We start from the raw sequence: 4,832 nt of genomic DNA, 5'->3' as shown, positions 1-4,832 counted from the left end.
GCGGGAGCACCCCCCTCCCCCCTTTTCCGTCAAGCGTTTGCAATTCCCGTGCAAACCGGCTTTTTATGCCGCAGGCAAAGCCATCGGCGCAGGAGATATGATCAATGGACTGGACCCAGCTACTCAACCCAAGCCGCCTGTGCCGCCCGGAGTATGAAAGCAAACCCGACCGGCCCGCCTATTTGCAGGATTACGACCGCATCCTGTTTTCCGAACCCTTCCGCCGACTGGCGCAGAAGACCCAGGTGCACCCGCTCTATGATCACGACCATGTGCATCACCGCATGATCCACTCGATGGAGACCTCATCGGTGGGGCGCTCGCTTGGCATTCAGGTGGGGCAGGCGCTGGTCAAGGACGGGCGCCTTGAGGACGGGTTGCAGCATGTGATGGCGGGCACCGTGCAGGCGGCCTGTCTGGTGCATGACATCGGCAACCCGCCCTTTGGCCATTCCGGCGAAGCCAGCATCGGTGCCTGGTTTGCCCGTCAGTTCGCGGCAAGGGCACCGGCATCGCGGCCGGGATCGCGCCGGAGCACCGGGGCGAGTTCGAGGCCTTTGAGGGTAACGCCCAGGGCTTTCGCATCGTCTCGCGGCTGGAGATGGGGCGACGGGAGGGCGGCATGCGGCTGTCCTATGCCACCCTTGGCGCCTTTGCCAAATACCCCTGCACCAAGGCCGCCGCGGAGGATGCGCAAACCGCCTATGTCGGGCTGAAGAAATTCGGCAGTTTCGCGGGCGAGGAGGCCCTCTTTGCCGAAGTCGCCAGCGCCCTGGGGCTGCCCGAGGAACGCACCCCCAAGGGGCTGCGCTGGTGGCGACGGCATCCGCTGGCCTTCCTCGTCGAGGCCGCCGACGACATCTGCTATCGCATTCTGGACCTGGAGGATGCCGCCACGGTGGGCGATCTCGACAGCGCTGTGGTCTCTGAAATCCTGGAAGAGATCACCGGCACCCCCAACCGCGCCCCGGATCCGCTGATGACGCTGAGCGACCGTACCGGCATGCTGCGCGCCATGGCCATCGGCGCCGCCATCGACAGCGCGGTTGCGGCCTTTCTCGACAATTACGATGCGATCATGGCGGGCACCTTCGACGATGGGCTGATGGAGGTCTCCAGCAAGGCCGAGGCCTTTGCCCGCCTCAAGGATATCTCCAACGCGCGCATCTTCACCGCACGGCGCAAGACCGAGCTGGAGGTGGTGGGGCGCAAGGTGCTGTTCACCATCCTTGACGAGTTCCATTCCCTGTTCCTGGCCCTGCGGGACTGCAGCTGGGACGCCGAAAAACTGTTGCAACAACATGGCTACTGGACCCAATTGGTGCGGGCGGTGGATCTGGATCTGCGCGGGGTGGAGGATGATTATACCGCCGCCCATGCGCTGACGGATTTTGTCTCTGGCATGACGGACCGCTATGCGCTGCGGGTGCGGGACATGATCACCGGGCAGGTGCCGGGCTAAAGGCGGCGAATAGGTCAGCCTCACTGACCTATTGTTTCGCGCACGAAACATTGGGTCAGGGATTGCGACCTATCATTTTGATTTTGTTCACAAACATGAACGCTTCGCCAGCACGGCGCGCGCCACGTTAACGCCATGAAAAAAGCCCCCTCCGACCGGAGAGGGCTTTCCTTCATTCAGAACCGGGCCGGTTTAGCCGATCTCGGCACCGTCTTCACGCCAGATCGCCACAACGGACGAGCGCGGCTTGCCGTTGCCATCGGGCCAGGAGCCGCCCGGGTGCTGCACGCCCGCAAAGGCGACTTTCTTGTCGGCGGACCAGCACAGGCCGGTGACTTCGGCGCCGTAAGGCACGGTCATGAAACGGGCGATCTCGCCGGTTTCCGGGTCACCGATCAGCATCTGGTTGTTGCCCATGCCGGCAAAGTCGCCTTCGTTCTTGTAATCGCCGTCGGTCTGGATCCAGAGCATCCCGTCGGAGGAGAACGCCATGCCATCGGGCGAGTTGAACATATTGCCCGCATTCACATTCGAGGAGCCCGCATAGGCGTCGTCGTGCACCGTCGGGTTGCCCGCCATCACATAGAGATCCCAGGTGAAGGCATCGGCGGCGTGGTTGCCCGCTTCCGGCGCCCAGCGCACGATCTGACCGTAGCGGTTGGCTTCACGCGGGTTGGGCCCGTTGACGGAGGTGTCATCGCCCCCTGCGTTCGGCTTCACGCCACGGTTCTTGTTGTTGGTGAGCGCGCAATAACCCTCTGCTTTCAGCGGGTTACAGGCGACCCACTCGGGGCGGTCCATGGTAGTGCCGCCGGCGGCGGAGGCCGCCATACGGGTGAAGACCAGGATCTCTGCCGCGTCCATGCCGGTGGTTTCCGGGGTCAGAGGCAGCCATTCGCCGGTTTGGTCATCGTTGAACTTGGCCACAAAAAGCGCGCCGTCGTTCAGCAGATCGCCGCCGTCCTGACCTTCGGCCCAGGTGCCGTTGGAGACGTATTTATAGAGGTATTCGCCGCGCTCGTCATCGCCCATATAGACCACAACGCGGCCATCGGCGGCGTGGACCATCTCGGCGTTTTCATGTTTGAAACGGCCCAATGCGCTGCGTTTCTGCGGCATCGAGGTCGGATCGGCGGGGTTGATCTCGGTCACGAAGCCGTGGCGGTGCGGCTCGTTCGGCTCTTTCGAGAGATCATAGCGGGGATCGAATTTTTCGTAGGCGTAGCGCCCCTCGCCGCCGATACCATAGCGCTTGTAGCCTTCGCCCTCGGGCATCTCGCCGGTGGCACCAAAGTAGCCGTTGAAGTTTTCTTCGCAGGTCAGATAGGTGTTCCAGAGCGTCTTGCCGGCGCCACAGTTGTTCATGGTGCCCTTGACGGTGCGACCCTCGGGGTCGGCGCTGGTTTTGACCAGATCGTGACCGGCCAGCGGACCTGCGATGTTCATCTCGGTTTCATGGGTGATGCGGCGGTTCAGCGGGCTGTCCTTCACCACGTGATAGCCATTGTCGCCGCGCGCGATCTCCATCACGGTGACGCCCTGCATGTTTTTCAGCAGGCGCACCTCGTCGGCGGTTTGCGGCATCCCTTCGGAGGCTTCCGGCAGGTTGATCTTGGGGTTCACATATTCGGAATTGACGGTGATGACTTCCTTGCCGTCGATCACAAACAGCTCCATCCCGTCGGTGTTTTCACCAAAGACCTTGTCGGACATCTCGACCGGGACGCCGCTCTCGGCGGAATAGGCGCCATCGGCCTCGGACCAGAGCGCATCGCCCCAGCGCACCAGAACCTGCGATTTGTAGCCCTCGGGCACATGCACGGCAAAATCGGTCGCGGTGTCGATCGGTGCGAAGGCGAATTTGGAGGCCCCTTCCGCGCGCGACGCGGTGGTGGAGGACATCAGCCCGGTGCCAAAGACCGCCGCGCCGGACCCAAAGGCCAAGGCGCCGCCGAGGAAGCCACGACGAGAGATCGCGCGCTCGACTACGGCGTCGAACTGGTTTGCATCGGGACGGGGATCCCGATGTTCGTCAAAATCATCCCAGGACAGATCAATGAGGGATTTGTCAGCCATGAGTTTTCCTTCCGCGCTGATATACTTCGATAATTCGGTATTGGCTGGGCAACCAGAGGCGATGGGCCCCCGGTCGAATCGTCGGCACTATCCCTGCCGGACGTATCAGCAACATGACGAAGGGACGTGGAACCGAATTCACGGCGGCGCGGCGCCAAATCCGCCGTCTGCGCCGGACAGGTGATTAAATTTTAGATCTATTGCCACGCTTTGGCGCCAAACCGTTTACTATTTCTTAGGTTGTTTTGATGACAGATTGCACAACCTTAACACGCAGGAGTTTCTTTATGATTGCTTTCCCCCGGCTTTGCCAACACTCCGCAATCGCGATCTGCGCGCTTGCCTTTTCCACGCAGGCGCCCCTGGCCCAGGCGGATACCAGTTCCCCCACCGGGGTCATGGTGATCAACGCCAGCGATGATTCAACCCGGGTCTGTCTCGGCGTGCAAAGCTCCCCGCCCGGGCCAGGAACCGCGGTCGTCGGGGTCGCCTGCGACGGCGATGCGCCGCTTTGGCATGTGTCAGAGCAGACATCCACCCCGCAGCGGATCGTCTTTGGCACCCCGGGGCAGCAGGAGCAATGCCTGGACGTGGATACAGCGCATCCGTCAAAGGGGACCCTGGTCCAGGTCTGGAATTGCGCCGGCAGCAGCGACACCAACCAGCTGTTCACCTGGTCCGGTCAGGGCGCATTGCAGCTGGCATCAAACCAATGGTGCGTGGATAGCGGTCTGACCCTTGGGGCCCAGGCCAGCATCAGCCCCTGTGGCGCGACCAGCGATGTCACCCTGTTTGCGCCGGTGCCGATTGACCTTGGCCCGTTTGACAGCGGCAGCTCCACCGGGCATCTGGCGGTCTTTATTCAGGGATCGCAGACATCTGGCTTTACCCAGCGGCTGTCGCTCTTTGGGGATGCGCTGAACTATGTCCAGACCGACAGCGCCGGCGGCGCAGCCGGGTCGCAATACGCGCTGAGCCACGTGAGCATTGACACCTCCGAAGGGGTGCCGCCGCGACTGACCTATTTTGGCAATGTGGAGTACGACATCAACGGCACCTGGACGCGCTCGCCCGTGGTTGTGGCCACCCAGCAGATGGCGGTCGCCGCAAACGGATTGGCCACCATGCTGGCGTCAAACGACGGTGGCTCGGATCAGGACAACAATGACACCACGGTGCTGTTCTCGGTCTGGCGCAACACCACGGATTAACCGACCCGACGGGCCAGCACATCCAGAAACCGCCCGCGCGCCTCTGGCAGCGGGCGGTTTCCCAGCGCCGGGGCGAGCTTTGC

At 62.5% G+C, this 4,832-nt stretch carries 4 protein-coding genes; 3 read left to right on the top strand and 1 reads right to left on the bottom strand.

What is annotated here, in order from left to right; genetic code table 11:
• The first annotated feature begins 104 nt into the window (after positions 1 to 104).
• Together HCZ87_RS21155 and HCZ87_RS21150 are read left to right on the top strand one after the other, a co-directional pair.
• Entirely contained in the window at positions 105 to 716 is a 612-nt protein-coding gene (locus HCZ87_RS21155) for an HD domain-containing protein (RefSeq protein ID WP_254868713.1), read from the top strand.
• Positions 602 to 1,462, top strand: a complete 861-nt coding sequence (locus tag HCZ87_RS21150; protein WP_254868712.1) for a hypothetical protein — start codon at positions 602 to 604, stop codon at positions 1,460 to 1,462. Before HCZ87_RS21155 ends, HCZ87_RS21150 begins: the two co-directional genes overlap by 115 nt.
• Positions 1,463 to 1,654: 192 nt before the next feature.
• Here the strand turns inward: HCZ87_RS21150 and HCZ87_RS19730 are convergent, their stop codons facing one another.
• The gene (locus tag HCZ87_RS19730; RefSeq protein WP_167646671.1) at positions 1,655 to 3,538 is read right to left on the bottom strand and encodes a PhoX family phosphatase; all 1,884 of its coding nucleotides are present in this window, start codon (positions 3,536 to 3,538) and stop codon (positions 1,655 to 1,657) included.
• Between the two features lie 287 nt (positions 3,539 to 3,825).
• Here HCZ87_RS19730 and HCZ87_RS19725 point away from each other — a divergent pair, with 287 nt between their 5' ends.
• The gene (locus tag HCZ87_RS19725) at positions 3,826 to 4,749 is read left to right on the top strand and encodes an RICIN domain-containing protein (RefSeq protein ID WP_167646669.1); all 924 of its coding nucleotides are present in this window, start codon (positions 3,826 to 3,828) and stop codon (positions 4,747 to 4,749) included.
• The last annotated feature ends 83 nt before the right edge of the window (positions 4,750 to 4,832 follow it).

Origin of the sequence: Phaeobacter sp. HF9A, assembly GCF_011806385.1 — a bacterium.
Lineage (GTDB): Bacteria > Pseudomonadota > Alphaproteobacteria > Rhodobacterales > Rhodobacteraceae > Epibacterium.
This window is presented reverse-complemented; position numbering and strand designations above follow the sequence as displayed.

Bases quoted from the DNA above. Each gene is read 5' to 3' on its own strand.
- HCZ87_RS19725 (WP_167646669.1), top strand. From the start codon at position 3,826: ATGATTGCTTTCCCCCGGCTTTGCCAACACTCCGCAATCGCGATCTGC.
- HCZ87_RS19730 (WP_167646671.1), bottom strand. From the start codon at position 3,538: ATGGCTGACAAATCCCTCATTGATCTGTCCTGGGATGATTTTGACGAA.
- HCZ87_RS21150 (WP_254868712.1), top strand. From the start codon at position 602: ATGGGGCGACGGGAGGGCGGCATGCGGCTGTCCTATGCCACCCTTGGC.
- HCZ87_RS21155 (WP_254868713.1), top strand. From the start codon at position 105: ATGGACTGGACCCAGCTACTCAACCCAAGCCGCCTGTGCCGCCCGGAG.